Source organism: Thiemannella venezuelensis (assembly GCF_014203605.1).
Taxonomy (GTDB): Bacteria; Actinomycetota; Actinomycetes; order Streptosporangiales; family Streptosporangiaceae; genus Planomonospora_A; species Planomonospora_A venezuelensis.
Map to the genome: position 1 here is coordinate 118,662 of NZ_JACHJJ010000002.1, position 26,791 is coordinate 145,452.

The 26,791-nt window shown below is 73.7% G+C and carries 27 protein-coding genes; 14 read left to right on the forward strand and 13 right to left on the reverse strand.

What is annotated here, in order from left to right; all coding sequences use genetic code 11:
- Positions 1-43: 43 nt before the first annotated feature.
- Both FHS22_RS04070 and FHS22_RS04075 read left to right on the forward strand, forming a co-directional pair.
- A complete protein-coding gene (locus tag FHS22_RS04070) occupies positions 44-229 on the forward strand; it encodes a hypothetical protein (protein WP_184938540.1) in 186 nt (61 codons plus the stop codon).
- 240 nt (positions 230-469) lie between these two features.
- Positions 470-1,039, forward strand: a complete 570-nt coding sequence (locus tag FHS22_RS04075) for a hemerythrin domain-containing protein (protein ID WP_260407647.1) — start codon at positions 470-472, stop codon at positions 1,037-1,039.
- Positions 1,040-1,278: 239 nt separating this feature from the next.
- Here the strand turns inward: FHS22_RS04075 and FHS22_RS04080 are convergent, their stop codons facing one another.
- The 4 genes from FHS22_RS04080 to FHS22_RS04095 all read right to left on the reverse strand — a co-directional run bounded on the left by FHS22_RS04080 (position 1,279) and on the right by FHS22_RS04095 (position 5,007).
- On the reverse strand, positions 1,279-2,127 hold the full coding sequence (locus FHS22_RS04080) for a DUF2382 domain-containing protein (RefSeq protein ID WP_184938542.1): 849 nt from the start codon (positions 2,125-2,127) through the stop codon (positions 1,279-1,281).
- Positions 2,128-2,219: 92 nt separating this feature from the next.
- Positions 2,220-2,735, reverse strand: coding sequence for a GNAT family N-acetyltransferase (locus tag FHS22_RS04085; protein WP_184938544.1), 516 nt, complete (start codon positions 2,733-2,735; stop codon positions 2,220-2,222).
- A gap of 138 nt (positions 2,736-2,873) precedes the next feature.
- The gene (locus tag FHS22_RS04090) at positions 2,874-4,055 is read right to left on the reverse strand and encodes an ROK family protein (RefSeq protein ID WP_184938546.1); all 1,182 of its coding nucleotides are present in this window, start codon (positions 4,053-4,055) and stop codon (positions 2,874-2,876) included.
- Between the two features lie 196 nt (positions 4,056-4,251).
- Positions 4,252-5,007, reverse strand: a complete 756-nt coding sequence (locus FHS22_RS04095; protein WP_221473205.1) for a FadR/GntR family transcriptional regulator — start codon at positions 5,005-5,007, stop codon at positions 4,252-4,254.
- A gap of 129 nt (positions 5,008-5,136) precedes the next feature.
- Here FHS22_RS04095 and FHS22_RS04100 point away from each other — a divergent pair, with 129 nt between their 5' ends.
- From FHS22_RS04100 to FHS22_RS04135, 8 genes are all read left to right on the forward strand, one after another.
- On the forward strand, positions 5,137-6,726 hold the full coding sequence (locus FHS22_RS04100) for an ABC transporter substrate-binding protein (RefSeq protein WP_338047583.1): 1,590 nt from the start codon (positions 5,137-5,139) through the stop codon (positions 6,724-6,726).
- Between the two features lie 98 nt (positions 6,727-6,824).
- A complete protein-coding gene (locus tag FHS22_RS04105; RefSeq protein ID WP_184938550.1) occupies positions 6,825-7,775 on the forward strand; it encodes an ABC transporter permease in 951 nt (316 codons plus the stop codon).
- A gap of 2 nt (positions 7,776-7,777) precedes the next feature.
- On the forward strand, positions 7,778-9,886 hold the full coding sequence (locus tag FHS22_RS04110) for a dipeptide/oligopeptide/nickel ABC transporter permease/ATP-binding protein (protein ID WP_184938551.1): 2,109 nt from the start codon (positions 7,778-7,780) through the stop codon (positions 9,884-9,886).
- A complete protein-coding gene (locus tag FHS22_RS04115; RefSeq protein ID WP_338047584.1) occupies positions 9,883-10,959 on the forward strand; it encodes an oligopeptide/dipeptide ABC transporter ATP-binding protein in 1,077 nt (358 codons plus the stop codon). The genes FHS22_RS04110 and FHS22_RS04115 overlap by 4 nt, the downstream gene beginning before the upstream one ends.
- A gap of 156 nt (positions 10,960-11,115) precedes the next feature.
- Positions 11,116-12,045 (forward strand): dihydrodipicolinate synthase family protein, encoded by a 930-nt coding sequence (locus FHS22_RS04120; protein WP_184938553.1) that lies wholly within the window; start codon positions 11,116-11,118, stop codon positions 12,043-12,045.
- Positions 12,046-12,091: 46 nt separating this feature from the next.
- Entirely contained in the window at positions 12,092-13,183 is a 1,092-nt protein-coding gene (locus FHS22_RS04125; RefSeq protein ID WP_338047585.1) for an ROK family protein, read from the forward strand.
- An 84-nt stretch (positions 13,184-13,267) separates the two neighbouring features.
- The gene (locus tag FHS22_RS04130; RefSeq protein ID WP_184938555.1) at positions 13,268-13,957 is read left to right on the forward strand and encodes an N-acetylmannosamine-6-phosphate 2-epimerase; all 690 of its coding nucleotides are present in this window, start codon (positions 13,268-13,270) and stop codon (positions 13,955-13,957) included.
- A 161-nt stretch (positions 13,958-14,118) separates the two neighbouring features.
- Positions 14,119-14,952 carry an amidohydrolase family protein gene (locus tag FHS22_RS04135; protein ID WP_338047586.1) on the forward strand — a complete coding sequence of 278 codons (834 nt, stop codon included), beginning with the start codon at positions 14,119-14,121 and terminating at the stop codon, positions 14,950-14,952.
- Between the two features lie 103 nt (positions 14,953-15,055).
- Here the strand turns inward: FHS22_RS04135 and FHS22_RS04140 are convergent, their stop codons facing one another.
- Positions 15,056-16,927, reverse strand: coding sequence for a sensor histidine kinase (locus FHS22_RS04140; protein ID WP_184938559.1), 1,872 nt, complete (start codon positions 16,925-16,927; stop codon positions 15,056-15,058).
- Between the two features lie 106 nt (positions 16,928-17,033).
- Here FHS22_RS04140 and FHS22_RS04145 point away from each other — a divergent pair, with 106 nt between their 5' ends.
- Positions 17,034-17,453 carry a hypothetical protein gene (locus FHS22_RS04145; protein WP_184938561.1) on the forward strand — a complete coding sequence of 140 codons (420 nt, stop codon included), beginning with the start codon at positions 17,034-17,036 and terminating at the stop codon, positions 17,451-17,453.
- Here FHS22_RS04145 and FHS22_RS04150 read toward each other — a convergent pair.
- From FHS22_RS04150 to FHS22_RS04165, 4 genes are all read right to left on the reverse strand, one after another.
- Positions 17,395-18,264 carry a hypothetical protein gene (locus tag FHS22_RS04150; protein WP_184938563.1) on the reverse strand — a complete coding sequence of 290 codons (870 nt, stop codon included), beginning with the start codon at positions 18,262-18,264 and terminating at the stop codon, positions 17,395-17,397. The two genes, FHS22_RS04145 and FHS22_RS04150, sit on opposite strands and share 59 nt — an antisense overlap.
- A gap of 169 nt (positions 18,265-18,433) precedes the next feature.
- A complete protein-coding gene (locus tag FHS22_RS04155) occupies positions 18,434-19,936 on the reverse strand; it encodes a S1 family peptidase (RefSeq protein ID WP_184938565.1) in 1,503 nt (500 codons plus the stop codon).
- 220 nt (positions 19,937-20,156) lie between these two features.
- Positions 20,157-21,530, reverse strand: a complete 1,374-nt coding sequence (locus FHS22_RS04160) for a carbohydrate-binding protein (protein ID WP_184938567.1) — start codon at positions 21,528-21,530, stop codon at positions 20,157-20,159.
- A gap of 172 nt (positions 21,531-21,702) precedes the next feature.
- The gene (locus tag FHS22_RS04165; RefSeq protein WP_184938569.1) at positions 21,703-22,662 is read right to left on the reverse strand and encodes a LysR family transcriptional regulator; all 960 of its coding nucleotides are present in this window, start codon (positions 22,660-22,662) and stop codon (positions 21,703-21,705) included.
- 136 nt (positions 22,663-22,798) lie between these two features.
- On the opposite strand from FHS22_RS04165, the gene FHS22_RS04170 reads away from it, so the two are divergent.
- Positions 22,799-23,020 (forward strand): DUF6158 family protein, encoded by a 222-nt coding sequence (locus tag FHS22_RS04170; protein WP_184938571.1) that lies wholly within the window; start codon positions 22,799-22,801, stop codon positions 23,018-23,020.
- 46 nt (positions 23,021-23,066) lie between these two features.
- On the forward strand, positions 23,067-23,303 hold the full coding sequence (locus FHS22_RS04175) for a helix-turn-helix domain-containing protein (protein WP_184938573.1): 237 nt from the start codon (positions 23,067-23,069) through the stop codon (positions 23,301-23,303).
- Here the strand turns inward: FHS22_RS04175 and FHS22_RS04180 are convergent.
- The 3 genes from FHS22_RS04180 to FHS22_RS04190 are packed head-to-tail and all read right to left on the reverse strand — an operon-like array spanning position 23,297 to position 25,136.
- The gene (locus tag FHS22_RS04180; RefSeq protein WP_184938575.1) at positions 23,297-23,860 is read right to left on the reverse strand and encodes a P-loop nucleotide/nucleoside kinase family protein; all 564 of its coding nucleotides are present in this window, start codon (positions 23,858-23,860) and stop codon (positions 23,297-23,299) included. The genes FHS22_RS04175 and FHS22_RS04180 overlap by 7 nt on opposite strands.
- Positions 23,857-24,678: a patatin-like phospholipase family protein gene (locus FHS22_RS04185; protein WP_184938576.1), complete on the reverse strand. Its 822-nt coding sequence runs from the start codon at positions 24,676-24,678 to the stop codon at positions 23,857-23,859. The genes FHS22_RS04180 and FHS22_RS04185 overlap by 4 nt, the downstream gene beginning before the upstream one ends.
- A complete protein-coding gene (locus FHS22_RS04190) occupies positions 24,675-25,136 on the reverse strand; it encodes a PPOX class F420-dependent oxidoreductase (protein ID WP_184938578.1) in 462 nt (153 codons plus the stop codon). Before FHS22_RS04190 ends, FHS22_RS04185 begins: the two co-directional genes overlap by 4 nt.
- Before the next feature lie 49 nt (positions 25,137-25,185).
- Between FHS22_RS04190 and soxR the strand changes: the two genes are divergently transcribed.
- Positions 25,186-25,704 carry a redox-sensitive transcriptional activator SoxR gene (soxR, locus tag FHS22_RS04195; RefSeq protein WP_184938580.1) on the forward strand — a complete coding sequence of 173 codons (519 nt, stop codon included), beginning with the start codon at positions 25,186-25,188 and terminating at the stop codon, positions 25,702-25,704.
- A gap of 117 nt (positions 25,705-25,821) precedes the next feature.
- Here the strand turns inward: soxR and FHS22_RS04200 are convergent, their stop codons facing one another.
- Positions 25,822-26,790 (reverse strand): sugar phosphate isomerase/epimerase family protein, encoded by a 969-nt coding sequence (locus FHS22_RS04200; protein ID WP_184938582.1) that lies wholly within the window; start codon positions 26,788-26,790, stop codon positions 25,822-25,824.
- Position 26,791 lies beyond the last annotated feature (1 nt).

Consider the following 26,791-nt stretch of genomic DNA (forward strand, 5'->3'; position numbering starts at 1 on the left):
AGGGGCCGGCGCCGGGATCGACACCGTATCGAGGAGGACGCACATGTCTCAGCCTGACGAGGGCAGGCCGCTCGCCGACCGCCGGGGCGGCGGGGAGGAGTACGAGGAGCCGGACATCGCCGGCGAGTTCGCCCCGTCCCCGACGGACCCGGCCGGTCAGCCGGGGGACGATCCGGACGACCGGGTCTACGGGCAGGACGAGGGGTACGAGAAGCCGACCGAGGTGTGAGGCCGAGGCTCGGGACGTACAGTCCCAGGTGGTGACGAACTCTCTTCTTGCGGGGCGAAGGTCATCGCATGGACATCCAGCGGAAAAGGCTTGTACCGGGCGGCCGTGTCCGCCGGGCGGAGAGCGGCCCGTCCGGGGTCTCGTAGAAGACGGCCCCGTGCCGGTCCCGCTGCACGGCCGTACGGGCCGCCACCGAGCCGACCCTCGGTGCGATCCGCCCCTGAGAGAGGAGAGCGCTGGATGAGCATGACCCAGAAGATGGACGTCATCGGTGTGCTGATGCACGACCACCAGGAGGTCGAGCAGATGTTCGCCGAGCTGGAAGGGCTGGGCGCGGGCGACGCCGACCGGCGCCGGCAGCTGACCGAGCAGGTCATCACCGAGCTGGTGCGTCACTCGGTCGCGGAGGAGGCTTACCTCTACCCGGCCGTCCGCCGGCTTGTCGCCGGCGGTGACGCGCTGGCCGACCGGGAGCTGAGCGAGCACGCCGAGGCCGAGGAGACCATGAAGGAGCTGGAGCGGACCGACGTCTCCGAGGCGCGGCACGGCGTCCTGCTCAACCGGCTGATGGCCGAGGTCCGGGCGCACGTGCAGGAGGAGGAGAACGAGCTCTTCCCCAAGCTGCGCGCCGCCGCCGACGAGGGCCAGCTGGCCGAGCTGGGCCACAAGGTCCAGGCGATCAAGAAGATCGCACCGACCCGGCCGCACCCGTCGGCTCCGGACACGCCCCCGGGCAACATGGTGATGGGGCCGCTCGCCGGCCTGGTCGACCGGGTGCGCGACGCCATCACGGGGCGCGGCAAGGAGTGAGACGGCGCTTCCCCCCGGGACCGGTGCGTCCCGGGGGGAAGTTCTCACCTTCTCCGGAGGCGTGCCGGGAAGCCGGGCCGGCGGTTTCGAACCCGGACGGCCCCGGGAGCTGCCGATCACCGGCCCGGACGCGACGGTCCTGGCGGTGGCGGCTCTGACGGCCCGGGCACGGGAGACCGCCGCCCCGGCGCCAGGAGGCGCCGGGGCGGCGGATTCGCGGGATTCTGCCTGCGGGATTCTCAGAGGTTGTTCCCCAGGTCTCCGCGACGCCGGCCCTTGAGGCGGCCGGTCTCGTCGGTGTCGCCCTCGGCGTCGATCTGCTCCTTGCGGACCTTCCCCGAGACGGTCTCCTGCTCGGTGACCTGCTCCTTGGTCAGGCGGACGCGCTCGACGGGGACGGTCTCCGTGGTGATGACGGGCCGCTCCTCGTGCAGGGTGATCTCGTGCTCGTCCTCGGTGAGCTCGGGGCCGCGCAGCGCCTCGTCCACGTTGGCGTCGGTGATGGGCTCGCGCTCCACGCGCGCCCGCTCGCGGGTGACGGGAACGGTGATCTGCTGTTCCTCGGTGACGATGTACTTGCGCAGGCGGGCCCTGCCGGTCGGGTGGGACTCGGTGCCGACGTGCATCCGCTCCTCCGAGCGGGTCATCGCGTCGTCGGTGGAGCGGCCGAGGTCCTCCTCGGAGCGGCCCAGCCGCTCGCGCTCGCGCAGGCCGCCGGTGTGCGCCCAGCCGGTCTCGCCCGGCCGGTTGGCCTCCTGCCAGGACGACTCCCAGTCGATGTCGTAGTAGCGGTAGAGCTCCTGCTCCTCCTCTGCGGAGAGGTGGCCCCGGGCGTCCACGTCGACGTGCGGGGCGTCCTTGATCGTTTCCTTGTCGTAGGGGACCTCGATGTGGTCCTGGACCAGGTTGGCGTCACGAATCGGTACGAAGGTCTCGTTGATGCCGAAGAGTCCCGTCTTCACGCACAGCCACTCGGGCCGGCCTGTGGCGTCGTCGAGGAAGACGTGCTTGACCTCGCCCACCTTGTCGCCGTCGGCGGCATAGAGCGTGTGGTTGATCACCAGCGGTATCTGCTCCTGCGTGATCATCGTTCCCCTCATCTCTCTACTCGTCCGTCCCCGTGGCTATACCGCCGCCTATCTGATGAAAACATCATTTATGGGCGCTTAGCGGATATTTATCAATAAATGTCCGTTGTTGATGCGGGGCGCCAGACCACCTCGCCGTCGATCCGCTCGGCGGTCGGTGCGAGCCCGAGGCGGCGGGCGACGGCCGAGGAGGCGGCGTGGTCCGGATGGATCGCGGCCGCGATCGCGGCCGCGCCCCGGCGGGCGAGCCAGGCGGTCATGGCGAGGGCGGCCTCGGTCGCGACGCCCCTGCCCTGCCACGGCGTGCCGACCACCCAGGCGACCATGGTCCGCTCCGGGGTGACGGTGGACTGGACGTAGCCGACCAGGGCGCCGTCCAGGCGGATCACCCAGTTGAGCCAGGTCTCCGCGCTGCCGGGCGGCGGGCCGGCGACCATCCGGGCGTAGCGGTCGCGCAGTTGCGCGGGGGTGGCGGGGGAGCCGCCGATGAAGGCGTGCAGGGCGGGGTCGGCGAGCGCCCGGGCCATCTCCTCCGCGTGCTCCACCGCCAGCGGTTCGAGCACGAGCCGGTCCGTGGCGATCTCTTCGGCGTGCATGGAAGGCTTCATGGACAGCGGAGTGTGGCACAGCGGGAGATCGTCCGCCTCCCGATTCCGGCGGGTGCGCCGGAGCGCGCGCGGCCGGACGGCGGGCCCGCCGGGGAACTGGACGGAGGGCCCGCCGGGGAACCGGACGGAGGGCTGCCCCTACGCCCGGGTGACGGCCTGGTCGACGGTGTCGGGGGAGAGGACGTGATCGACGACCATGACGGCGGCGCCGATCACGCCCGCCCGGTCGCCCAGCTCGCTGGAGGTGATGGTCAGGTGCTGGGTGGCCAGGGGGAGCGAGCGGCTGTAGATGACCTCGCGCAGGCCGGCGAGCACCTGCTCCCCGGCCTCCGCGATGTCGCCGCCGACCACGATCACCGAGGGGTTGAAGAAGTTCACGATCGAGGCGAGGACGTCGCCGAGCTCGCGTCCGGTCTGGCGGATGAGCTGGACGGCCTGGGTGTTGCCCGCGCGGACCAGGCGGACCACGTCGCGGCTGCCGGCGGCCTCCACGCCGGCGGCGCGGAGCCGGGCCGCCATGGCGGCCCCGCCCGCGACGGCCTCCAGGCAGCCGACGTTGCCGCAGCGGCAGACGGTGTCGAGGGCGGAGGCGACCCGGATGTGCCCGATGTCCCCGGCCGCGCCCTGCGCCCCGCGGTGCAGCCGGCGGTCGCTGATGATGCCGCAGCCGATGCCGGTGCCGACCTTGACGAAGATCAGGTGGTCGGCCTCGGGCCGGGCGGCCCAGTGCTCGCCCAGCGCCATGATGTTCACGTCGTTGTCGGCCAGGACGGGCGCCCCCAGCCGCTCGCCGAGCCACTCGGGGACGGGGAAGCCGTCCCAGCCCGGCATTATCGGCGGGTTGACCGGCCTCCCCGAGCTGTGCTCGACCGGGCCGGGCAGCCCGACGCCGATGCCGCAGACCTCGCGCGGGGAGTGGCCGGTCTCGGCGAGCATCTCCTCGAAGGTGTGCTGGAGCCAGGTGAGCGTCGCCTCGGGGCCCCGGTCGATCGGCACCTCGGCCGCGCGCTCCGCCAGGACCTCGGTGGCCAGGTCGGTGACGGCCACCCGGGCGTGGGTGGCGCCCAGGTCGGCGGCGAGGACGACGCGGGCGGAGCGGTTGAAGGTGAAGGCGACGGCGGGACGGCCGCCCGAGGAGACGGCCTCCTCGGTGGGGACGATCCACTGCTGGCTGAGGAGCGCGTCCAGCCGCTGCGCCAGGGTGGAGCGGGCCAGCCCGGTCAACTGCACCAGCTCGGCCCGGGTCCGGGCCCGGCCGTCGCGCAGGATGCTCAGAAGCGCCCCCGCGCCGGCGATGGAACCGCTCGCTTCGCTCAGCATGCGCACAGTCAACACCCCTCGTTTTCGCCACGTCAAAACGACTTAGCCTGACCCTGCCCGTTCATTATGCCTGATATTGCATCACTTTTGATTGAGTGGCGCCATAAGTAAGGGCTGATGCTCCGGGTGGGGAAGGAAATCAGTCGATCTGCGGCGGATGAGGTCGCCGTGCCCGGCAGGTGGCGGGCACGGCCGGTCACCCGGCGGGGGCCCCTCCCGGATCGCGGTGCTCCAGGCTCTCCCGGAGGTTGCGCCGTACCGGGGCGTAGTGGGCCTCGACGGACCGGATGAACGCGGAGACGTCGCGGGCGGCGACCGCCCGGGCGATCGCGCGGTGCGCCTCGACCGTCTCCCGCACGGACTCGGAGGTCGTGCCGAGCGAGGGCGCCACGATGGCGTGCACGTCCCAGAAGGCGGCGGTGAGCTGGGTGAGCAGCTCGTTGCCGAGCGGTTCCAGGAGCAGCAGGTGGAACTCGCGGTCCTGCTCGATGAAGGACTCGCCCCGGGCGGCGCACTCGGCCATCTGCTCGGCGAGGTCGAGCAGCTCGCCGTGGAGGGACTCGTCGGAGGCGTTGACGATGGAGGCCGCCATCCCCTGCTCCACGGTCTGGCGGACCTCGACCAGCTCGGACAGGACCCTGAAGTCGTCGGCCCGGCTGAGCAGGCCCCGGAAGGTCAGGCTCTCCACGAGCGCGGCCAGGGAGAGCCGCCCGACGTAGGTGCCGTGCCCGTGGCGGACCTCGACGATGTCCAGCGCGGTGAGGGTCTTGATCGCCTCACGGACGCTGGAGCGGCTCGCGCCGACGGCCTCGCACAGCTCCGCCTCGGTCGGCAGGGCGTCGCCCGGCCCCAGGCGGTTCTGCAGGATGTACTGCTTGATGCGCTCGGCGACCTCGTGCCGGCGCGGTGTCGCGCCGCGTGACGGTCGCGAGATGGGCGCGATCTCGACCAACCTCTTGCCCTTCCGTGGGGTGCCCTCTACATTCCAACCCTATCGGCATCAGACATCAGACGTCATATGATTGCCGTGATTCCCCCCGCGGCCTTCCGAGACGGCCGAGAACGAAGAGGAGTGGACGACGTGACCCATCCCACCGCCGTGTCCCTGGACCGCCGAGGCTTCCTGCGGTTCGTCGGGGCGGCGGGCGCCGCCGCCGCGTTCACCGGCTCGCTGGCCGCCTGCTCCGGTCCGGCCTCGACAGGGAGCGCGGCCCCGGCCGCCGCCGACACCATCGAGGCCGGCATCTCCTACGCCCTGTCCACCGGCTTCGACCCGATGACCTCCTCCGGCGCGACCCCGGTCGCCGCCAACATGCACGTCTTCGAGGCCCTGTTCGACCTCGACCCGGTGAGCCGCGAGTCCTACGCCGCGCTGGCCGCCGGCGAGCTGGAGAAGGCCGGCGAGACGACCTACCGGGTCGCGCTCCGGGAGGGCGCGACCTTCCACGACGGCTCGCCGGTGACGGCCGACGACGTGGTCTTCAGTTTCCGGCGGGTGATGGACCCGGCGAACGCCTCGCTCATGGTGCAGTTCATCCCGTTCGTCGAGAGCGTCGCCGCGACCGGCCCGAAGAGCGTGGAGATCAAGCTCAAGTACGCCTTCCCGCTGCTCAAGGAGCGGCTCGCGGTCGTCAAGATCGTGCCCAAGGCGCTCGTGGAGAAGGACGGGACCGCCTTCGACGCCAGGCCCGTCGGATCCGGGCCGTACCGGCTGGTCGAGGCCACCAAGGAAGACAAGATCGTCTTTGAGCGGTGGGACGAGTACAACGGCACCCGCCCGGCCAAGGCGAAGAACATGGTCTGGCGGCTGCTGTCCGACCCGTCGGCCCGCGTCACCGCGCTGGAGTCCGGCCGGGTCGCGGTCATCGAGGACGTCCCCTACATCGACGTGGAGAAGGTCGCCCGCAAGAGCACGCTGGAGGCCGCCCAGTCCTTCGGCCTGCTCTTCCTCATGTTCAACTGCGCCGAGAAGCCCTTCGACGACAAGCGCGTACGGCAGGCGCTGCACTACGCCATCGACACCGAGAAGCTGATCAGGACGGCGATGCTCGGCAACGCCGCCGCGGCCACCGGCTACGTCCAGCAGACCCACCCGGCCTACGCCGAGGCCGCGACCGTCTACGGCTACGACCCCGAGAAGGCCAAGGCTCTGCTGAAGGAGGCGGGCGTCTCCGGGCTGAAGGTCACCATGGTGACCACCGACGCCGGCTGGGTGAAGGACGCCGTCCCGGTCATCAAGGAGGGCTGGGACGCCGCCGGCGTGGAGACCACCCTCGACATCGGCCAGTCCGGCGGGCAGTACACCAACAAGATCGACCCCGGGAAGTTCCAGGTCCTGGTGGCCCCCGGCGATCCGTCGGTCTTCGGCAACGACATGGACCTGCTGCTGCGCTGGTTCTTCGACGGCCTCTGGCCCGAGAAGCGCTTCCGCTGGAACGGCACCGCCGAGGCGGAGAAGGTCCTGGAGCTGCTCGACGCGGCGGCGAAGACGGACGACGCGGCCGAGCAGAAGAGGCTCTGGGCCGAGGCGGTCGACATCATCGCCGAGGAGGCCCCGCTTTACCCGATCCTGCACCGCAAGCTGCCCACCGCCTGGAACGAGAAGAAGCTCACCGGCTTCAGGCCCGTCCCCACCACGGGCCTGTCGTTCCTCGACGTCGGCCTCGCCTGATCCGCACGACCGGCCCGATCCGCGTGATCCGCCCATCCGCGTGATCCACCGCTCCCGGCCGGTCCGCCCGCTGATCCGCCCGCGACGAGAAAGACACCATGTCCGCGTTTCTACGACTGGCCGCGAGACGGCTGGCGACCCTGCCGCTCATGCTGGCCGGGGTCACCCTGCTCGTCTTCGTCGTCCTGCAGTTCTCGCCGAACGACCCGGCCTACAACGCGCTCGGCGAGAGCGCGAGTCCCGAGGCCCGGGCGGCCTACGCGCAGGCGCACGGGCTGAACGACCCGCTCCCGCTGCGGTACGCGCGGTTCCTCGGGCAACTGGCGCAGGGCGACCTCGGCCACACCGCCCCGCCGGCCGCCCCGGTGGCCGACCGCATCGCCACGGCCTTCCCGCTGACCGTGCAGCTCACCCTGCTCGGGCTCGTGCTCGCGGTCGCCGGAGCCCTCGCCCTCGGCATCACCGGCGCGCTCTTCCGCGACCGCTGGCCCGACCAGCTGACCCGGCTGCTCTCGATCGCGGGCGTGGCGGTGCCGTCCTTCTGGCTCGGCATCCTGCTGATCCAGGAGTTCGCGCTCGGCGCCGGGCTCTTCCCGACCGGCGGCTACGTCAACCCCGCCGACTCCCTCACCGGGTGGCTGCAGTCGCTCACCCTCCCGGCGGCCGCCATCGCCGTGCCCGTCGCGGCCTCGCTGGCGCGCCTGGTCCGCACCTCGATGGTCGAGGAGCTGGACCGCGACTACATCCGCACCGCCACGGGCAACGGACTGCCCCGCGCGGTCGTGGTGCGCGGGGCGCTGCGCAACGCGCTCATCACCCCGCTGACCGTGCTCGGCCTGCGGGTGGGCTACCTGCTCAGCGGCGCCGTGGTCATCGAGACCATCTTCGACCTGCCCGGCATGGGCAAGCTCATCCTCGACGGCGTCACCAACGGCGACGTCGCCCTGGTGCAGGGTGCGGTGCTGGCGATCGCGGTGACGTTCCTCGTGGTCAACCTCGTCGTCGACCTGCTCTACCTCGTCGTCAACCCGCGGATCCGGGTGGTGTGACCATGTTCCGATCCCAGCTCACCGCCCGGCTCTCCCGTCCGGGCATCCGCTTCTCCCGCCTCTCCCCGGCCGCGCTCGTCTCCCTCGCCATCCTGGCGGCGGTCGGGCTGCTGGCCGCGGCGGCCCCGCTGGTGGCGGGCGACCCGCTCGCGACCGGCGTCCCGGCCACCCCGCCCGACGCCGAGCACTGGTTCGGCACCGACCGCGCCGGGCGCGACGTCCTGGCCCGCGTCGTGCACGGCGCACGGTCCTCGCTGCTCATCGGCCTGGGGGCGACCGCCGTCGCGGTGCTCGCCGGCGCGGTGCTCGGCAGCCTCGCGGCCACCTCCCGCAAGCTCGTCGGCGAGGGCATCATGCGCGTCCTCGACGTGGTCATGTCCTTCCCCGGAATCGCGCTCGCCGCGGTGCTGGTGGCGGTCTTCGGCCGCAACCTCCCGGTGCTGATCGGGACCATCGCCTTCCTGTACGTCCCGCAGCTCACCCGGGTGGTACGGGCCAACGTCCTGGCCCAGTACGGCGAGGACTACGTCGCGGCCGAACGGGTGATCGGCGCCCCGCGCCGGTACATCCTGGTCCGGCACGTCGCGGTCAACTGCGCCGCACCGATCATGGTCTTCGCGACCGTGCTGGTGGCCGACGCGATCATCTTCGAGGCGAGCCTGTCGTTCATCGGCGCGGGCATCCAGGACCCGGCCCCGAGCTGGGGCAACGTCCTGGCGTACGGCAGGCAGATCGTGCTGTCCGGCGGCTGGTGGGCGACGTTCTTCCCCGGCCTGGCGATCCTGGTCACGGTGCTCGCGCTCAACCTGCTCGCCGAGGGGCTGACCGACGCCTGGGCCGCCCCGCGCACGGCTCTCCGAAAGACGCGGCAGGCCGCCGGGCTCCCGGCCGCCGAGGCCGCGACCGCCGTACCGGCCGCGGACTCCGTGGTGACCGGGCTGGCGGACGGCGCGCGGGCAGACTCCGCGGACGCCGTGGAGGCCGTACCTCCCGGCGGCGCCGCGCCCGTGGACGAGGCGCCGGGCTCCGGCCCGGACGCCGGGGTCCAGGCCGCGCTCGCCCGGCTCGCCGCGGTGACGACCGGGCGCGCGCCCCGGGTCGCCCCGCTGCCGCCGGGGGCCGCGACCCTGCTCTCGGTCAGGGACCTGACGATCCGCTTCCCGCAGCGCTACGGCGACGTCCCGGTCGTGCAGTCGCTCTCGTTCGACGTGCGCGCCGGTGAGACGCTCGGCCTGGTCGGGGAGTCCGGCTGCGGCAAGAGCCTGACCAGCCTCGCGATCATGGGCCTGCTCCCGCGCGGCGCGCAGGCCGGCGGGAGCATCGAGTACGGCGGGCGGGACATCCTCGCCCTGCCTCCCCGGCAGCGGCGGGCGATCTCCGGCCCGGAGATCGCCATGGTCTACCAGGACGCGATGTCCTCGCTGAACCCGTCGGTCCTCGCCGGGACCCAGCTGAGGCAGCTCACCCGCAGGGGCGGCACGCGCAGCCCCGAGGAGCTGCTCGAACTGGTCGGCCTGGACCCCCGGCGGACCCTGCGCAGCTACCCGCACGAGCTCTCCGGCGGCCAGCGCCAGCGGGTGCTGATCGCGATGGCGCTCTCCCGCAGCCCGCGCCTGCTCGTCGCCGACGAGCCGACGACCGCGCTCGACGTGACCGTGCAGGCCCAGGTGGTCGAGCTGCTCGGGCGGCTCCGCGACGAGCTCGGCTTCGCCATGGTGCTCGTCTCGCACGACCTCGGCCTGGTCGGCGAGCTGGCGCACCGGATCGCGGTGATGTACGCCGGCCAGCTCGCGGAGGCCGGCACGGCCCCGGCGCTGTTCTCCGGCGTCCGGCACCACTACGCCCGCGGACTGCTCGGCTCCGTGCTCTCCCTGGAGGCCGGGGCCGAGCGGCTGCACCAGGTCCCGGGCGTGGTGCCCGCGCCGCAGGACTTCGGCCCCGGCTGCCGCTTCGCCGGCCGGTGCGCGGCCGCCACCGGGATCTGCCGCACGACGCGGCCGGAGCTCGACGGCGACCCGCACGTCCACGCGCACGCCTGCTTCCACCCGGGCACCGTACGGGCCGGGGAGCGGTTGCAGCCGAGCGGCGCCCACGAAGGAGGACGGCCGTGAACAAGCCGGTCATGAACAAGCCGGCCATGAACGGGTCGGCCGCGACGGAGCCGGTCGCCGGCGGGCCCGCCGTACCCGCGGGGAACGAGCCGGTCGTCAGCCTCGACCGGGTGCACGTCGTGCACACCGCGCGCAGCGGCGGACTGATCCGCCGCGACCGGGTGCACGCCCTCACCGACGCGACCGTGTCCGTCGGCCGGGGTGAGATCCTCGGCGTCGTCGGGGAGTCCGGCTGCGGCAAGTCCACACTGGCCAAGGTGGTGGTCGGCCTCCAGCCGCCCAGCTCGGGCACGGTGCGCTTCCGCGGCGACGACCTGTGGTCCCTGCCCGCGAAGGCGCGGCGCGAGAGCTTCGGCTCGGCCGTCGCCATGGTGTTCCAGGACGCCTCCACCGCGCTCAACCCCCGGCTGCCCATCCGGCGCATCCTGCGCGACCCGCTGGACGTGCACGGGCGCGGGACCGTACGGCAGCGCGAGGAGCGCGTGCGCGAGCTGCTCGGTCTGGTCGGGCTGCCCGGCCACGTCGCGGACGCGCTGCCCGGCGGGCTCTCCGGCGGGCAGCGCCAGCGGGTCGCCGTGGCCCGCGCCCTGGCGCTCGAACCCGACGTGATCGTCGCCGACGAGCCCACCAGCGCGCTCGACGTCTCGGTCCGCGCCCAGGTGCTCAACCTCCTGGTGGACCTGCGCGCCCGGCTCGGGCTCGGCCTGGTGTTCATCTCGCACGACATCCAGACGGTCCGCTACCTCGCCGACCGGATCGCGGTCATGTACCTCGGCCGCGTCGTCGAGGAGGGCCCGGCCGCCGAGGTGGCCGGGGCGGCCCGCCACCCGTACACCCGCGCGCTGTTCTCCGCCGCCCCGAGCCTGCTCGGCGGGAGCGAGCGGATCGTGCTGACCGGCCCGGTGCCGTCGGCCACGCACCCGCCGTCGGGCTGCCCGTTCCGCACCCGCTGCTGGAAGGCGACCGAGGAGTGCGCGGCAGAGTTCCCCGCAGCAGGGTTCCCGCACGCCGTGCAGGCGGGCCCGGACAGCCGCCACTCCTGGCACTGCATCCACCCGGAGACCCCCGCATGACCGCGGACCTTCGCGCGGGCGGAGGTCTCCACGTGACCGCGGACCCCTCGTGAACGGGGATCCCCGCATGATCGAACGCCTCCGCGCGGCCGGAAACGCCGTACGGACCCATCCCGAAACCCAGATCTCCCCGGAAACCCAGACAAGGAGCACCCTGTGAGCGCCCGTGAACCCCGCTTCGGCGGAGTCGTCCCCCCGGTCGTCACCCCCCTGACACCGGACGGCGAGGTCGACGCCGCCTCGCTGGAGCGGCTGGTCGACTTCCAGATCGAGGCCGGGGTCACCGGCCTGTTCGCGCTCGGCAGCTCCGGCGAGTCCGCCTTCCTCACCGACGCCCGGCGCGACAAGGCGCTGGAGGTCGTCATCCGGACGGCCGCGGGCCGGGTTCCCGTGCTCGCCGGCTGCATCGAGACGACGACCGCCCGGGTGGTCGAGCGGGCCGAGATCGCCGCGAAGCTCGGCGCCGACGCCACCGTGGTGACCGCGCCGTTCTACACCCGCATCCACCCCCTGGAGATCGACCGCCACTTCCGGGCGGTCCGGTCCGCGGTCGACCTGCCGATGTTCGCCTACGACGTACCGGTCTCGGTCCACAGCAAGCTGGCCGTCGACCAGGTGCTGGCGCTGGCCGCCGACGGGGTGATCGACGGGCTCAAGGACTCCAGCGGCGACGACGTCGGCTTCCGCCAGGTCGTGCTCGGCACCGCGGACCTGCCGGGCTTCTCGGCGCTGACCGGCCACGAGGTCGTCGTCGACGCGATGATGCTCGCCGGGGCGGACGGCGCGGTGCCGGGCCTGGGCAACGTCGACCCGCACGGGTACGTGCGCCTGGTCCGGGCCTGCGCCGAGGGCCGCTGGGACGACGCCAGGGCCGAGCAGGACCGCCTGACCCGGCTGTTCGGCATCGTCGACGCGGTGGACCCGGCGACCGCCGGGGGCAGCACCCGGGGCGTCGGCGCGTTCAAGGCGGGGCTCGCCCTGCGCGGCGTCATCGCGCACGCGGCGGTCTCCGCGCCGATGCGCGAGCTGACCGCCGACGAGACCCGCGCCGTGGCCGCCCGCCTGGAGGAGGCCGGGCTCCTGTGATCGCGTTCGCAGCGCGGACCGCTCCGGGCGGAGAGGTCCCGCCGACGTGAGCCCTTCCGAGACGGGCGGGCGGGCCCCGGCGCGTCCGGGGCCGGTCGTCGGAGTGGACATCGGCGGCACCAAGACCTCGGCCGGACTGGTCGATCCCTCCGGCGAGCTGCTGGCCGTACGGACCAGGCCGACCCCCGCGACCCGGGGACCGGCCGAGGTCATGCGGACCGCCGCCGAGCTGGTCCGCGAACTGGCGGAGCTCGGCGGCGGCGCAGGGTCCGGTGGCGGCGTGAAGCCCGGCCACGCGGGGCCCGGCGGCCCGGGGCCCGACGGCGGCCCGGGGACCGTCACGGCGGTGGGCGTCGGCAGCGCCGGGGTCGTCGACCCCCGGCGCGGCGTGGTGGTCTCGGCCACCGGCGCCATCGCCGGGTGGGCCGGCACCGACCTGCGCGGCGAGCTCTCCCGGGCGCTCGGCCTGCCGGTCGCCGTGGACAACGACGTGCACGCGCACGCGCTCGGCGAGCAGTGGCGCGGGGCCGCCGCGGGCTACCGCGACGTGCTGCTGGTCGCGGCCGGCACCGGCATCGGCGCCTCTCTCCTCCTCGGCGGCCGGGTACGGCACGGCGCGCACTCCGCGGCCGGCCACGCCGGTCACCTGCCGGTCGCCGCGGCGGCCGGCCGGCCCTGCCCGTGCGGCGGGCGCGGCCACGTCGAGGCGGTCGCCTCGGGCCCCGCCCTGCTCGCCGAGTACCGCCGCCGCGCCGCCGCCGTCCACACCGGCGAGGCCGCGGTTCCGGGACCCCGTGCCGCCGCGGCCGAAGTCGCCCGTCGGGACGAGGTCACGCACCTCGCCGAGGTCGCCCGGCTCGCCGAGGCGGGCGACCCGGTCGCCGCGGCCGTCCTGACCGAGGGCGCGACCGCGCTCGGCTCGGCGATCGGAGGTCTCCTGAACGTCATCGACCCGGAGATCGTGGTCGTCGGCGGCGGCGTCGCCGGATGCGGCGCGCTCTGGTGGGACGCGCTCCTGGAGGCGGTCAGCGCCGAGGCGCTGCCCGCGCTGCGTGACATCCCCGTCGAACCCGCCGCGCTCGGCGGCGCCGCCGCTCTGCTCGGCGCGGCCCGGCTCGTCCTGGAGCCGGAGCGATGAGCCCGGCATGCACCGCCGTACGGCTGGCTCCGGAGGCGGCCGGACGGACCCCCGCATGATCCGAACGATTTCCGAGGTGTTCCCGTGAATCCGCTACTCGCCGCGTTGCGCGGCCGTCTCGTGGTGTCCTGCCAGGCCTACCCCGGCGAGCCGATGCGCGACCCGGAGACGATGCGCCGGGTGGCGCAGGCGGTCGCGATCGGCGGCGCGGCGGGCATCCGCGCCCAGGGACTGGAGGACCTGCGGCTCATCCGGGCCGCGCTCGACCTGCCGCTCATCGGCCTGTGGAAGGACGGCGACGGCGACGTCTTCATCACGCCCACCCTCGAGCACGCCCTCGCGGTGGCCGGGACCGGCGCCGACGTCGTCGCCCTCGACGGCACCGGCCGCCCGCGCCCGGACCGCCGTACGCTCGCCGAGACCGTCCGGGCGGTGCACGAGCGCACCGGGCGGCCGGTCATGGCCGACGTCTCGACCTACGAGGAGGGCGTGGCCGCTGCGGAGGCGGGCGCCGACGTCGTGGGGACGACCCTCGCCGGATACACCCCGTACTCGCGCGTCGGCCCCGGCCCGGACCTCGACCTGGTCGCCCGGCTCTCCGCGGACCTGCCCGTCCCGGTGATCGCCGAAGGCCGGATCCACAGCCCCGAGCAGGCCGCCGAGGCCCTCCGGCGCGGTGCCCACGCCGTCGTCGTCGGCACCGCCATAACACACCCGGCGACCATCACCCGCTGGTTCACCGAGGCCGTCGCCCAGGACGCCCGCTCCGGCTGAGCGGGACGGTCCGGTCCGTCCCGCGGCCTCCACCTCAGGCCGGGGCACTGGGCGTCTTCGCCGAGCAGGAGATCCGATCCATATTCTGAGATCTCAGCGGAATGCCTGTCTTCGCTGGCCTTCTTGTTTGAATGATCCGACCACTTGCCTCCGGGAGAGCCGTGATCGACGCGCATCACCATGTGTGGGACCTGTCCGTGCGGGACCAGGACTGGATCACCGGGCCGGCGCTGGCGCCGCTGCGGAGGGACTTCGCGATCGGGGACCTCCCGGCCGCGGCGAACGGGGTCACGGCCACCGTGCTCGTGCAGACGGTCACCGTACGGGAGGAGACGCCGGAGTTCCTGGCCCTGGCCGAGGCGCACGGGCTCATCGCGGCGGTGGTCGGCTGGACGGACCTGACCGCGTCCTCGGCCGCCGAGGACCTCGCCGCGCTCCGGGCCGCGCCCGGCGGCGGCTACCTGCGGGGCGTCCGGCACCAGGTGCAGGGGGAGGCGGACCCGCGCTGGCTCTGCCGGGACGACGTGCGCGCCGGACTGCGGGCGGTGGGGGAGGCCGGCCTCGTCTACGAGCTGCTGACCCTGCCGCACCAGCTCCCCGCCGCGATCGAGACCGTGACCGCCCTGCCGGGGACGGCCTTCGTGCTCGACCACTGCTCCAAGCCGCCGGTCGCCTCGGGTGGGCTGGAGCCCTGGGCCGGGCTGGTCCGGGAGCTGGCCGCCCGGCCCAACGTCACCTGCAAGCTCTCCGGGCTGGTCACCGAGGCCGACTGGGCGACGTGGACGGTCGAGGACCTGCGGCCCTACGCCGAGACGGTCCTGGAGGCCTTCGGGCCGGAGCGGGTCATGTTCGGCTCCGACTGGCCCGTCTGCCTGCTCGCCGCGCCGTACGAGGACGTGCTCGGTACGGCGAGGGCGCTCACGGCGGGCCTGTCCGCCGCCGAGCGGGACGACGTGTTCGGCGGCGTCGCGGCCCGGGTGTACGGGATCGGCTGAACCGACCCGGTGTCCCGGGAGACACCGTGTTCCCGGGAGGGCGTTTCCGCCGGGGAGTCCTTGGCTCCTCCCATGGACGGCCGGTGTTCCTCCGGGGCCGGAGTCACTGCAGGGCGGGGGCCTCCTCGGCGAGGATCGCGGCCGGGATGAGGGCGATCGCGCTGATCCCGCCGTAGGGGGAGGGGCGCAGGGTGACCCGGACGCCCTGGCGGGAGGCGAGCATCGCGACCACGAACAGCCCGAGCCGGTCGCTGTCGGCGAGATCGAACTCCGGGCTCTCGGCCAGGCGGCGGTTGAGCTCGGCCAGCTCCGGCTCCGGGATGCCCAGCCCGCGGTCCTCCACTTCGACCGCCAGCCCGGCCGCGGCGAGCTCGGCGCGGACGAGCACCCGGGTCTGCGGCGGGGAGAACACCGTCGCGTTCTCCACCAGTTCCGCGATCAGGTGGATGACGTCGGCCACGGCGCTCCCGGTCAGCGCGGCGGAGGGCACGGGCAGCACCTGCACCCGGGCGTACTCCTCGACCTCCGCCACCGCCGCGCGCAGCACGTCCACCACCGGGACCGGCTTGCGCCAGCCCCGGCCGGGCGTCGCGCCGGACAGGATGATCAGGTTCTCCGCGTGGCGGCGCATCCTGGTGGTGAGGTGGTCCAGGCTGTAGAGGTCGGCGAGCGTCTCGGGCTGCTCCTCCTTGCGCTGCATCGCGTCGAGCTGGGTGAGCTGGCGGTGGAGCAGCGACTGGTTGCGCCGGGCCAGGCTGACGAAGACCTGGCTGACCCCCCGGCGGAGCTTGGCCTGGTCCGCGGCGGCCTCGTAGGCGGTGTGCCGGACCGAGTCCAGCGCGTGCCCGATGTCGCGGATCTCCGGGGCCCCCTCGATCTCGGGCAGCGACTCCTCCGGCGCGTCCTGTCCCCGTCGCAACCGGTCCACCAGGTGCGGGAGCCGTACCTCCGCCAGCTCCCCGGCCGCGTCCCGCAGCGCGCCCAGCTCGGCGGCGAGCCGCCCGGCGAACCGCAGGGAGAGCAGCACCGAGAGCACCAGCATGATCAGGCCGAGCCCGCCGGCGACCGCGATCTGGACCAGGATGCCGACCGCGGCCGGGGTGACCCGGGTGACCAGCAGGTCGACGACCTCGGCCTGGTCGCGCTCCACCTCGGTCCAGAGCCGCTCCACCGGCGTCAGGTCGGACGGCACCTGGCGGGAGGCCGTCACCCGGCTCTCCAGCAGCACGAAGTCGCGGTGGAGCAGGGCGAACTCCCGCCGGTCGTACGGCGCGCGCAGCCCGGCGTCGAGCGTGGCCATGGCCTGCCGCCGCACCAGGCGGTGGGTCGAGACCATCCTGGTGAACGCGGCGTGCTCGGCGTCGCTCAGCCTCCCGCCCCCGCCCGCGGCCGACAGCAGCGCCCGCTGCCGGGCCAGGAGCTCCTTGGCCTCGCCGAGCGCGGTGACCGACCGGGCCTGCTGGTAGATCGTGATGTCCGGGACCAGGATCATCTGGTCGTACACGCGGAACGTCGCATCGATGATCTTGTTGTAGGAGTCGATCACCCGGACGGGGTCCGCGGAGCGGGAGTCGACCAGGGCGCGGATGGCGGGGAGCCGGTCGAGCTCGGCGAAGAGGGTGGTGAGCCGGATCCGCAGGTCCTCGTCGACCGCGTCCTGCGTGTCGTCGGCGGACGCCAGCCTGCGGAACGCCGCGAGAGCCTGGTCGGACGTGAGCCGCTGCCGGACGAGGGTCTCCTGGTCCGCCCTGCCGCGCAGGTGGCGGGCCGACTGCAGCCGCTCGTGCTGGAGCTCGATGACCGCCTTCTCCGACGGGGTGGCCACGCCGTTGACCAGGGTGTTGATCTCCAGGAGCCGCATGCCGTCACCCAGGGTCAGGCCGGCGGCGAAGCCCCAGAGCAGCACGAGGGAGACGATCGGCACCAGCAGCAGGGCGGTGACTTTGAAGCGAATCGGCCGGCCAGAGTTGTCCATGCGTCGCCTTGGGGGGAAATTTCGTGATGAAATGCGCGATCAGGATCGCCTGAGATTACACCTCACGGCGACGGTCAGGTCAGCACCACTCTCCTGGAGGCACCCCGTGCGGCTCCCGCGCACCCCGTCCGGCTGGACCATCGCGGTCTTCGGCCTGCTCGCGTTCCTGCTCGGCCTCCTGGGGCTGTTCTCGCCCTCCACGACACTGGAGATGCTCGGGTTCGAGGTCCTCGAGACCCGCGCGCCCGGCGACTACACCCTGGTCTACATGGCCGCCTCGTCCATGGCCGCGGTGAACATGGGGATCTACTACATGCTCGCGGCGGCCGTGGACTTCCGGCCCTTCTTCCTCTGGACCGTCCCGTTCCGCCTGGTCACCTTCACCGTCTTCACCACGCTGGTGGTCACCGGCGAGGCACCCGCGAAGTTCCTCGGCGTCGGACTGTGGGAGGGACTGGGCGCGGTGATCACCGGGGCTGCGCTGTGGTGGGAGTCCCGCCGGACGCCGGCCCCGCAGGCCGCCTGAAGAAGGCCGCGACCGCGACGGGGTCGACGGAGCCGGTGAGCAGGGCGAGCATCTCGTCCCTGCGCGCGGGGTCCACCTTGAACGGGTGGCCGAACACGCGCGGGCCGGCTCCGTCCGGCAGCACCCGGGTCAGCATCAGGTCGCCGGGAAGGGCCTGCCCGGACAGGAGCGCGTCGGTCACGGTCACCTTGTCCTCGCCGCCGTCCTCGCAGTCGCTCAGGGTGACCTCCTCCCCGGCCACGGACAGGACCTCCCACAGCCGCGTCGGGACCCTCCGCCACGACTCCAGCAGCCGCACCTCGTCCTCGCGCAGCCACTCGCCCCGCGCGTCCAGGAACTCGCCGATCACGTCGTGCTCGAACAGGGCCAGGTCGGCCAGGGCGAGCTCCGCCACCCGCACGCTCCGCGCCACCAGCTCCTCGACCAGATGGCGGCGGGCCGGACGGTAGAGGTAGGCGGTCAGCTGCCGGAACAGGTGCGCGGCCCGGTCCGGGAGCTCCCGGCGGGGGTCGGTGCGGCAGGCGGCGTACTCGGCCGCGTCCCGCTCCGCCGGAGCCAGGCCCGGATCGAGGGCGAGCGCCTCGGCGACGAGGCCGGCCGCCTCGAACGAGCGGCCCTCGCCCTCGGCCGAGCGGGCCGCCAGCAGCAGCGCGGCGGGCTCGGTCCGGGGGAGCGCCGCGACCAGGCCGGGCGGGAGCGGCTCCCGCTCCACCTCGTCGGCGACCCGCGCGAGGGTCTCCGCCGAACGCGACAGGTTGGCGATCACCGCGGACAGGTCCGCGCCCTCGTCCCGGGGCATGAGTTCGCTCATCCGTCCATCATGTTCCAGCGGAGGTGCCCGCGGTGCACCGGGCGGGTTCGCGGAGAGGGGAACGGCGTCCGCCCGGCACGCGGCGGCGCCGCCGTCCCGGGCGGGGGACGGCGGCGCCGCGGTCGTGGTGCGTGCCGGGGACCGGCTCCGCGGCCGGCCCGGCGCCGGTCTACGGCCTGGTCAGGCCGAGGGTGTAGGAACCGGATCCGCTGTAGGCGTGGACCCGGACCCGGTAGGTGCCCGCCGTGCCGTTGTAGGTGAAGGCCTCGTCGGGGTTGGGCGTGATCCCCTGGGCCACGGTGGTCCAGGTGGAGCCGCTGAGCTTCTGCAGGTAGGCGTCGTAGTCGGTGCCGTTCGGGCCGTCCAGGCAGATGCGGTGGGTGCCCGCGGCGGCGGTGTAGCCGCCGGTGCCCGGCTGGTAGGCGTTCTGGTTGGAGCTCAGCGAGCCGTTGTAGGTGTTCTGGTAGCCGGAGCAGCCGGTCGGCGGGGTGGTGCCGCCCGCCAGGGTGAGGCCGTACACCGAGAGGATCTCGTTGACGGGCTGGTGGTAGGTGGTGCCGCCGGAGGAGCAGTTGCCCGAGCCGCCGGAGGTGACGCCCTGGGCCTGGTCGCCGGAGATGTAGGAGCCGCCGGAGTCACCGGGCTCGGCGCACACCGTGGTGCGGGTCACGCCGGAGATGGTGCCCTCGGGGTAGGTGACGCTGGTGTTGTGCTGGCTGATGGTGCCGCAGTGGTAGCCCGTCGTGGAGCCGGAGCGGCAGATGGACGAGCCGACCGCCCGCTGGGTGGAGCCGCGGACCGGCAGGATGCCGGAGTTGTAGGCGTTGACGACGCCGGTGGGGGTCCAGTTCGAGTTGACCTCGACCCAGGCGTAGTCGTTGCCGGGGAAGGACGAGCCGCGGAAGGTGCCCTGGGCGACCCGGTTGTGGCCCTGGGTGGCGGTGCCGACGTCGCCGCAGTGGCCGGCGGTGACGAAGCCGCCCTGGCTGCCGGCCTTGGTCACCGAGAAGCCGACCGAGCAGCGCCCGCCCATGTAGTAGGCGTCGCCGCCGCGCACGTCGTAGAACGGCTTGGGCTCCTCGCTGGAGGCCTCGACCCGGACGAGCGAGGCGTCGAGGCCGCTGCCGTCCACGAAGGACTGGGCCTCGGCGGTGTCGCGGGCGAGCACGACGACGCTGTTGTTCTGCACGTCGACGTACCAGGACGGGATCGACCTGGGCGCGCTGCCGGCCAGCTCGTCGAGCCGGGCCTTGGCCGCGTCCAGCGTGGCCAGCGAGTGCTTGACGAGCTTGGCCTGCGCGCCGGCCTTGAGGATCGCGGAGACCTTGGTGGAGTCGCTGGTGGCGACCACGAACTCGGCGGTGGGGCCGGTCACCCAGGCGCCGGCGAAGTGCTCGCCGAGCTGCCTGCTGAGCGTCGGTTCGACCTTGGCCGCGGCGGCCTCGTTGACCAGGCGGGCCGCGGCCTGCTCGCCGGTGAGGCCGAGGTCGCGCTTGAGGGCGTCGATCAGCCCGGGCTCGGGCTGGGCGGCGGCCGCGGCCTGCGCCTTGGCCTGGGCGTAGAGGGACTCGGGGGCGGATGAGCCGCCGGGGCCCGCGTGGGCGATGGCAGGGGTGGCCACCAGCGTGAGGGCGAGCGCGAAGCCCGCCGTCACGGCACTGCTGCGGAGCATGTGATCTCTCCTCATGTTGGGGGGTGCGCCGTTAACGTAACGGCGCGGCCACGAGGAGCGGCTCTATCAGTTCGTCCCTATCGCCGCGTTATGGGTCCCTTGCGGTAGGGCCGGGCCGCGGGGCGGAAGCCGGTCCGGGCCGGGAAGCGGGGCTTCCCGGCCCGGACCGGGGCGGTGCCGTTCGGCCGGGCACCGGCCCGGCGTCACCCGGCGGTGCGGTTCACAGGCGCTGCCAGAGCGCGGGAACGTTCGGCGGCTCCCAGCCCGGCAGCGAGGTGTGCCCCTGCAGGCACCGGTAGGTCGCGCCGCCGTAGGTCACCTGCGCGCCCACGGCGTAGGCGGTGTTCGGAGCCCAGGTGCCGCCCGGCTGGGTCACGGTCGGCGACGGGCTGGGGTCGGGGCCGCCGCCCGCGGTGGCCAGGGTGAGGCCGTAGGCGGAGAGGATCTCGTTGACGGGCTGGTGGTAGGTGGTGCCGCCGGAGGAGCAGGTGCCCGAGCCGCCGGAGGTGACGCCCTGGGCCTGGTCGCCGGAGATGTAGGAGCCGCCGGAGTCGCCGGGCTCGGCGCACACCGTGGTGCGGGTCACGCCGGTGATGGTGCCCTCGGGGTAGGTGACGCTGGTGTTGTGCTGGCTGATGGTGCCGCAGTGGTACTGGGTGGTGGAGCCGGAGCGGCAGATGGACGAGCCGACCGCCCGCTGGGTGGAGCCGCGGACCGGCAGGATGCCGGAGTTGTAGGCGTTGACGACGCCGGTGGGGGTCCAGTTCGAGTTGACCTCGACCCAGGCGTAGTCGTTGCCGGGGAAGGACGAGCCGCGGAAGGTGCCCTGGGCGACCCGGTTGTGGCCGCTGGTCGTGGTCCCGGCCCGGCCGCAGTGGCCGGCGGTGACGAAGCCGCCCTGGCTGCCGGCCTTGGTCACCGAGAAGCCGACCGAGCAGCGCCCGCCGGAGCCCATGTAGTAGGCGTCGCCGCCGCGCACGTCGTAGAGGGCCCTGGGCTGCTCGTCCGACTGCTCCACGCGGACCACGGAGGCGGCCAGGCCGCTGCCGCCCACGGCGCCGCGGGCCTCGGCGGTGTCGCGGGCGAGCACGACGACGCTGTTGCTCCGCACGTCGACGTACCAGAGCGAGGCCGCCTCGGAGATCTCCTCCGCGCGCTGGTCGAGCTGGGCCTTGGCCGCGTCCAGCGTGGCCAGCGAGTGCTTGACGAGCTTGGCCTGCGCGCCGGCCTTGAGGATGGCGGAGACCTTGGTGGAGTCGCTGGTGGCGACCACGAACTCGGCGGTGGGGCCGGTCACCCAGGCACCGGCGTAGCTTCCGCCGAGCCGCTGGCGCAGGACGGGCTCGACCGCGCTCGCGGCGGCCTCGTTGATCAGGCGGGTGGAGGCCTGCTCGCCGGTGAGGTTCAGGTCGCGCTTGAGGGCCTCGACCATCCCGGGCTCGGGCCGGACGGTGGTCGCCGCCTCCGCCCTGGCCTGGGCGTAGAGGGACTCGGGGGCGGAACCGCCGGAGGTCACGGCGTGGGCGATGGCGGGGACGGCCACCAGCGTGAGGGCGAGCGCGAGGCCCGCCGTCACGGCTCTGCTGCGGAGCATGGGGATCTCTCCTCGTGTTCGGGGGGTGCGCCGCCACGGTAAGGGCGCGGACACGAGGAATGGCTCTCCCAATTAATCACTAGCGTCGTGTTATATATGTTTGTTCGCTAGTAAAGCTCCTTGTGTGACTTAGGTGGATAATGCGAAGTTATGGCCGTCCTGCGGTCCGAGGCTATGGCGAGGTGCCGAAGCTCGGGTTGCCGGCCAGCCAGGAGGCGTAACGGCCGCTGCGCCGTACGGCGTCGGAGTGCGCGGCCCTGGCGTGCTCGGCGACCACGTCGGCGGCCGGTGCGGCGGGCCCGTCCGGGTGCCAGCCGAGCAGTTGCCGCCAGCGCAGCGGCGCGCCGGCGATCGGGACCATTCCCAGCCCGGCCGCGGGCTGGAAGGTCGCCTGGCACAGGACGGCGGCCCGGCCGACCTTGGCCAGATGCATGGCCGTGGCCACGTCGGTCTCGTACATGGTCCGGGGCGTGAACCCCGCGCGGGAGCAGGCCGCGGCGAAGCAGTCGCCGAAGCAGCCGTCGCCCGGGGTGGCCGCCCACTGCTGCCCGGCCAGCTCGGCCAGCTCCACCTCCTGCCGCCCCACCAGCGGATGGTCCTCGTTGAGCAGGACGAAGACCGGGTCCACCCCCACGGTGCGCCACACCACCGGACCGTCCACGGGCGGAGGACTCTCGCCGCAGGTGCCGATGATCGCGAAGTCGAGCCGGCCCGTCATCACCATGGTGGTCAGCTCCCTGGCCGACCAGGAGGAGTAGGTGATGACCGGCGTCGACGGCCAGGCCGTCATGAGCCGGTCCACCAGCCCGCCGAGGATCGGCCCGTTGGTGGCCCCCAGCCGGTACTGGGGGATCTCCCCGCCGGTGTTGGCGAACCGCACGGCCTCCTCCTGGAGCTCCCGGGCGGCGGGCAGCAGCACCCGCGCCCTGGCCAGCACCAGCTCCCCGAGAGGCGTGGGCCTCGCGCCGTTGTGGTCGCGGTCGAACAGCGCCCCCCCGAGCACCCGCTCTATCCGCTTGAGCTGCGCGGTCAGCGCGGGCTGGGCCAGCCCGAGATGGGTGGCCGCCTTGGTGACACTCCCGGCCTCGGCGACCGCGCGCACGATCCTGAGGTGTCGGAGCTCGAGATCCATATCGCGAAGGTAAGGCCGTGACGGTATGCCCGCAATCCAAACAAGTCATGAAATCTGACTCAATTTCGTGGAATCGTTCCAAACGCGGGAGCCGTCCGGGAGGTGAGCACGAGCCGCGACGGGGTAGGCGGATCCCATGACGATGGGAATCGATCCGAAGGACCTGGCGGAGGACGACCTCCTGCGGGAGCTGCGGCAGCTGCACGCGACCCGGACCGACACGTTCCTGCACGGCTCCGGGGACGCGCTGGCCAACCACACCGCGCGCACCGAGGAACTCGAGGAGGAGTACCTGCGCCGCCATCCCGAGCGCCAGGTCGACCCCGAGCGGCTGCGCGAGGGAGCCCGGCAGCGCTGACCGGTGCCCGCGCGGACCGCCGGGCCCGACCCGAGGAGGTACGGCCATGCACATCCAGCACGACGTCCAGACCATGTCCACCGACGACACCACGGTCTACGAGGCGGTGGCCGCGGTCTCCACGCAGCGCCGCGCCGCCCACGTCGCCGACGTGGTCCACATGACGGGCCTGCCCGAGGAGACCGTACGGCGGAGCCTCGCCTTCCTGACGGAGAACGGGTGGCTCAAGACCCGGGGCGGCATCTACATCCTCGGCCCGCACGACTGGGAAGTGGACTACTGACCCGCGGCCCGCTCCACCTGCTCGCCGACGGGCGGCGCCCCGGGACGGTTGTCGATCTCGACGTGCGGGACCGCCGGCGGCTCGTCCACCCTGATCGCCCGCAGGTACTCCCCGAACCGGGCGAGCTTCCCGGCGTCGCGGGCCAGGCCCCGCCGCTCCAGCCGGGCGCGCAGGGTCGGCCCGTCCGACCGCACCCACACCAGCCGGACCGGGGGCCCGCCCAGCTCTGCGACCCAGCGCTCCCACAGCGCCGCGTCATGGACCTGGCTCGTGAAGGGGCCGTCGAGCAGCACCGGGCAGCCGTGGGCGCGGATCTGCCGGGCCAGCGCGGTCAGGCCGGCGTACTCGTGGCACTTGACGTGCTCGTCGTACCACGGCCCCTCGCGCTCGCTGGGATCGCGGCCGTGCGCCCGGAGGGTGGCGGCGGCGAATCCGCCGTAGACCGTGTCCTTGTCCAGCAGCGCGGGCACGGGGGCGAGCCGGGCCAGCAGGGCCGCCGCCACGGTCGACTTGCCCGCTCCCGGCGGCCCGCTGACGATCCACAGGGGCGCGGTCACGACCAGGTCTTGCCCACGGCGTCGGCGACCGCGAGGGCCTGGGCGAGCCCGGCGTCGAAGGCCGGGCGCCAGAGCGCCGGGTCGAGCACGTTGGCGCCGAAGACGGCGACGGACGCCTCGTCGGGGGCGACGTGGGCGACCGCGGCGTCGCCGAGCTCGGCGACCTCGGACCTGAAACGCGACCTCGGGGAGAGGTGCGCCATCGGCTCCACGATCACCACGGCCGAGGAGCCCTTCGCCAGGTCGGCGTTGGTCGCCGAGCGGACGCCGCCGTCCATGTAGCGGCGGCCGCCGATCTCCACCGGGGGGAAGACGCAGGGGACGGCGCAGCTGGAGGCGACCGCCGAGACCAGGGGCGCCCCGGAGTCACGGTCCCAGACGACGAACTCGCCGGTGCCGGCGTCGACCGCGGTGACGAGCAGCCGGCACTCCGGCCACTCCTTCACCGGCAGCCGCTCGCCGATCGTCTCGATCCTGGCCCCGGTGTCCTTGGTCGCCATCGCCATCGCCCCCACCCGCCTGCGGGCCTCCCGGGGCTCCAGCGACGGGTCGAACAGGATGCCGAAGGCGGCCATGACCGCCTCCATGTCGACGGCGGGAACCCTCGCCTCCGTCTCCGACCCGGCCTGGGCGGCGACCGCGCTCTCCAGATCCGCGCCGGTGGTGACCAGCGCGCCCACCACCGATCCCGCCGAGGTGCCCACCACGAGGTCCGCCGTCCCCAGCTCCACGCCCGCGCGCCGCAGGCCGGTGACGATCCCGGCCTCCCACGCGATCCCCGCGACTCCGCCGCCGCCCAGCACCAGTGCTCTCGTCATGTGCCCATTTCTACCCGATCATCCTGTGCAGTCCCAGATGTGCGGGGCCGGACGTCGCGCCCCCGCATGCCGTCGTGCTCCGGGTCGACGCCCCACGAGATGATCCGCTCCGGGTGGATGCGGATGACCTCCCGGCTGAGGTACGGCGCGGGCGGGTCGTGGTCCTCGACGGCCTCGGCGGTGCCCCGGATCTCCACGCCCCTGACCCGCCAGGGGTCGGTGGAGGCCAGGTCGTCCACCACGAACGCCACCCGGCCGGCCGCCCTGACGTTGCGGAACTTCTTCGTCGCGCCCAGCGCCCGGCCGTAGATGTCGATCGTGCCGGTCGCGGGGTTGTACCGGAAGCCGGTGGGACTGTTCTGGAGGGCGCCGCCGGGCGCCGCCGTGGCCAGCCGGCCGAGCCTCTGCCCGGCGAGGTAGTCGAGTTCCGCCTCGGTGAACACCTGTGTGGTCGTCATGGTGGCAGCCTGCAACCTGAAGCATGGTTAAGGTCAAGTAGGGTGAAGCGTGTCCCAGAACTCGGAGCTCACCGTCGGCCAGGTCGCCGCACGCAGTGGAGTCGCCGTCTCGGCCCTGCACTTCTACGAGGCCAAGGGCCTGATCCGCAGCCGCCGTACGGCGGGCAACCAGCGCCGCTACAGCCGCGACACGCTGCGCAGGATCGCCTTCATCCGGGTCTCCCAGCGGGTCGGCATCCCGCTGAAGACGATCCAGCACGCCCTGTCGGCGCTCCCGGACGAGCGCACCCCGAACCGGGAGGACTGGGCGCGGCTCTCGGCGCTGTGGCGGGCGGAGCTGGACGACCGGATCCGGCAGCTCCAGCGCCTGCGCGACGGCCTGACCGACTGCATCGGGTGCGGCTGCCTCTCCCTGGACCGCTGCGCGCTGGCCAACCCCGGCGACATGCTGGCCGCGCAGGGGCCGGGCTCGCGGCTGATGGTCGCACCGCGCCGGGACGTCCCGCGGTCGTGCGAGTACCGGGGCGGGGAGAGCCGGGAGGAGGACGCGGAGGCCGCCGGCGCGTAGGGGGAGGCGGGCCGGGCCTGGCGGGAGCGGCGGGCCGGAGCCGTGCGGGTCCGGGGCCCGGATCCCGTGGGGCCGGATTCCGTGGGCTCAGATCCCGTGGGCCCGGATCCCGTGGACTCAGATCCCGTGGGCGCGGAGCCAGGCGCGGTTGGCGCGCTGGTCGTCCAGGATGCGCCCGATGTCCTGGCCGGAGGCCGGGGCGTCCTGCTCCACGACCAGCCAGCCCTCGTAGCCGCCCAGCTCACGCAGGACGCCGGGCAGGTCGACGTCCCCGCGGCCCAGGGGAGTGAACGCGCCGGCCGCGACCGCCGCCGCCAGGTCGCCGCCCGCCCGCCTGACCCGGTCGAGGACCTCCCGGTCGGCGTCCTTGAGGTGGAGCTGCCCGATCCGGCCGCCCCACCGCCGCGCCGCCGCCACCGGGTCCCCGCCCGCCAGCCAGAGGTGGCCGGTGTCCAGGCAGAGCGAGACGTCGGTGAGGTCGAGCACCCGCTCGACCTCCTCCGGGGTCTCCACCAGCGTGCCCAGGTGGTGGTGGAAGACGGGTTCGAGGCCGGCCTGCCGGCAGCGGTCGGCCGCCCGCTGGATCCGGCCGGCGAAGGCGGCCCACTCCCCGGCCGGCAGCCCCGGCGCGGCTCCGGAGGCGAACCGGGCGGGATGGGCGGGGCAGGCCAGGGTCGGCCGGGGGGCGAACCGCGGGTCGTCTGCCGGGGTGCCGGAGGACACCGGTACGCCGGAGGGCATCGCCGCGCCGGAGAGCACAGCCGTGCCGGGGGACGCAGCCGTGCCGGAGGACACCGCAGCGCCGGAGAAGACCGCCAGCGCGGTCTCCAGCCCGGCCAGATCGGCGGCGAACCCCTCGGCGTCGTCGTAGCGCAGGTCGATCCAGCCGCCCGCCAGGCCCATCCCGGTCCTGGCCAGCCGCTCCCCGAGCGCCGCACCGGTGCCCAGGTAGCCGATCGGGCCGGAGTCGACGCCGTCGTAGCCGGCCTCGGCCAGCGCGTACAGCAGGGCGTCGGGGCCCAGCGGGGCCTCGTCCGTCCGGTAGATCCCGAAGTTGACGGGGGCGTTCGCGACCTTGATCGCCATG